The organism is Pseudoalteromonas sp. BSi20311 (genome assembly GCF_000239875.1).
Taxonomy (GTDB): domain Bacteria; phylum Pseudomonadota; class Gammaproteobacteria; order Enterobacterales; family Alteromonadaceae; genus Pseudoalteromonas.
Map to the genome: position 1 here is coordinate 1 of NZ_BADU01000132.1, position 2043 is coordinate 2043.

Consider the following 2043-nt stretch of genomic DNA (forward strand, 5'->3'; position numbering starts at 1 on the left):
AAAGGTAAAAGAATGATAAAAATAACACTTAAGCCAACACCAAAAAATATCAAATCCATTATTTAATCAACAAAAAAGAAAAGCAGTTAATCTAAACAAAGTAGGCCATTAAGCATGCTAATAAAAACATAAGGCTAAATGTTATAAACAAAATATAATAAAGCTTAAACCACATCTGCAAATTTTTGGGTACCTTTTCTCTCTCCTCTATTACCTTATAACGCCTAGCATACCAATCGAATAGAAATATAGAACCGTAGTGCAATGCTCCGCTACCAGCAGTTATGATATTTAATGAGTAAAACCGATTTCCATCATCTAGAACATCCTCTACCAACCGTGTTTTTTTATCTTTTATAGCTATTAAAATTGGTAATATTATAAAAAAGAAAAGACCCGCAGATGTAAGAAACAGAGTTAAAAACCACAACTTAATAGGCTCCATTAATTTTCAACAACCTCATATATTAACTCGCCTGCAACCCCTCCAGAATAACCTCCAACAGAGCCACCTAGAACACCGCCTGCTCCGCCCGCAACAATACCACACCATAAAAGACTCGTTCCTCCGGATGGTAAACCAAAAACTACATTACATAATGAATAGCCTCCAAGATAGCCTAACCCAGCACCACCTAAAACAGCACCTCCAGCCTTACCTGTCTCAACATACTTGGCCTTGGTACAAGCTTGCTCATTTCCTTCTGTACATGCTTTTATGATATTTGCACTGGCCTCGACACCTGTCAGCGCAATTCCAACATACCCAACTCTTTTTAGGTTTTTGGCCATATTGGCTACAGTTTTGTAGTTTTGGGCAAATTCAGGAATACTTTTAGCCACCCCTCCTTGTTGTTGCCAATGATGTATCATGCTTTTAGAGCTTAATCCTAAATTTCGTCTTATATCACCCGCCACTAAACTTCCGCCCAAGGCAGGTTGAGCAAAGCGACTTAGAGCCGTATCTAAGCGAGTAAAAAGAAGTTTGCGTCTATGAAAAAACTGTTGATTATTTAAGTTACCATGCGCATTGTATTGATTAACGTATGTCTTTTCTAATTCCTTTAAAATCGCTTTAACTTGCCCAACATGTGAGTTCTATGAGTTGTTAGCAACACCTAAATACAACCCATTATACTTAGCGACGTTACTAAGTAGCTCATAACGTTTAGAAAGTATTTCTTTTTCATGCTCATCAAGCTCTCTTAGCTTTTTATCTACATCAAGGGCTGAAGCTTGAAATTGCTGTTCTAGCTCAGTGCATTCCATTGTATTGATTGGAGATATCAATACGATCTGCCCAGGTTTTGCATAGCCATCAACAATGTGTGAGTTTACAAATTTAAAGTGTTTGAATGTCTTTTCAGAGGGGGGGTTATAGAGTGCGATTATTAAAGCATCGATACTCATTCGCTTTTCTACAATATGAATAGCGTAGTCGTTTGGTACTAAGAATTGGTTAGTCATGTCCGCTCCTTGCGTTATTAATTTTCCCTAAAAAAGCATACTACAGCATGTAATAATTTGTGCTGTCTCAATGCTTACATATATTGAAAAGTGAATCAATAAAACATTTCTAAGCTCATGAGAAGTACAATTTATAAAAAACTATATTAACTTAAAAAAAGTGGATGAAAGCGCTTCACTGTCATTAAACAATATAATGCACTTCAATATTAAATCGAAGGCTTGCTTGCTCAATGCAATATAAAAAATATTTAAAGCTGTCATCACTCAAAAAGGTATTTTCATGCCCTCTTCCACGATTCATCACATGATAAAATGCGTTCTCGTACTCTATTCGCAGCGGCCTAGACATAGTAATTCACTCAATGATTAGTAAACTATAAATCTAGACCTTTGATGTCTGAAGTCAAGACTTGACCCCTTTCGTTTTCATCAAAAGATGAAACCGGCGACGTTGCCCGCGCATTTAATAAATTTGTTGCTAAAATTCGCACCACAATAACCTCAGTGGCATCTGAAACCACTCAGGTTGCATCAACTTCCGAAGAGCTTTCAATAGTTAGTAACACCACAAGT

The 2043-nt window shown here is 36.7% G+C and carries 3 protein-coding genes; all 3 read right to left on the bottom strand.

The window, feature by feature from the left end:
• Positions 1–444: 444 nt before the first annotated feature.
• Complete coding sequence (locus P20311_RS19205; RefSeq protein WP_008113885.1) at positions 445–918, bottom strand: hypothetical protein; 474 nt, start codon at positions 916–918, stop codon at positions 445–447.
• Between the two features lie 180 nt (positions 919–1098).
• Entirely contained in the window at positions 1099–1467 is a 369-nt protein-coding gene (locus P20311_RS19210) for a hypothetical protein (protein ID WP_008113886.1), read from the bottom strand.
• Between the two features lie 184 nt (positions 1468–1651).
• On the bottom strand, positions 1652–1819 hold the full coding sequence (locus tag P20311_RS19100) for a hypothetical protein (protein ID WP_162470241.1): 168 nt from the start codon (positions 1817–1819) through the stop codon (positions 1652–1654).
• Positions 1820–2043: the final 224 nt, after the last annotated feature.

Coding starts and splice junctions, on each gene's coding strand:
- P20311_RS19210 (WP_008113886.1), bottom strand. CDS start 1,467: ATGACTAACCAATTCTTAGTACCAAACGACTACGCTATTCATATTGTA.
- P20311_RS19100 (WP_162470241.1), bottom strand. CDS start 1,819: ATGTCTAGGCCGCTGCGAATAGAGTACGAGAACGCATTTTATCATGTG.